The sequence below is a fragment of the Borrelia persica No12 genome (genome assembly GCF_000500045.1).
GTDB lineage: Bacteria > Spirochaetota > Spirochaetia > Borreliales > Borreliaceae > Borrelia > Borrelia persica.
Window position 1 is genome coordinate 1 of record NZ_AYOT01000164.1, and the last position, 679, is coordinate 679.

Consider the following 679-nt stretch of genomic DNA (forward strand, 5'->3'; position numbering starts at 1 on the left):
GTATAGTTTGCTAAACAGACGTTATATCTTTGAACTTGGTTCTAGCTCACGACAATCTGAAAATGAAGAAATAATTATACAAACAGATAGATCATATGATGATAAGCCTATTTACTTAATTGTAAAAGTCAAAGTAATATCTAATTCAACTTCACAAGCTACTAAAAGAGTTAGTATCCAGTACAACAGTGATTCTTCAACTAACAGAACTATATTTAGACTTGCTTCCGTACACGGTGGTACATTATTTGAAAATAATATTTTAGAAGGTTGGTATATGCAAAAGAGAGTAGACGGAATTCCTTTATTACTTAAATTATAATTCTTGTTTTTCTTTGCTATCTTAAAGTTTTTGCTATATATTTAACTATACCATTTATTATAAAAAGCGAGGTTAAAGGATTATGCAAAGTCTGAGCACTTTATCAGAACTTTTACTTAATATTGACGGAGCTAAACTTATTATTATTGCTCTTCTCATTTTAGGTATGGGTTCTCTATTTGTTTTTCTTCTTAAACCAGTAACTAAAGACATTATCAATATCCTAGTTACTAAGTTTAAAACCAAAGATAAAGACAAGGATAAAGATTTATGATATTTGGTAAAAGGTTAATTGCAATCCAATATTACTTGGATTGCATTAATTTTATGTGCATTAAAAAAAATTTGCAAAAACTT

General features: G+C 27.7%; 2 protein-coding genes. Both read left to right on the forward strand.

The annotated features are described in order from the left end of the window. A partial coding sequence (locus U881_RS10890) for a DUF685 domain-containing protein (protein WP_038363808.1) occupies nt 1–322 on the forward strand: 322 nt, incomplete at its 5' end. An 82-nt stretch (nt 323–404) separates the two neighbouring features. Then, on the forward strand, nt 405–596 hold the full coding sequence (locus U881_RS0105835; protein WP_024653630.1) for a hypothetical protein: 192 nt from the start codon (nt 405–407) through the stop codon (nt 594–596). The last annotated feature ends 83 nt before the right edge of the window (nt 597–679 follow it).

What these genes read in the sequence shown, in the direction of transcription:
- U881_RS0105835 (WP_024653630.1), top strand. Translation starts at nt 405, where the DNA reads ATGCAAAGTCTGAGCACTTTATCAGAACTTTTACTTAATATTGACGGA.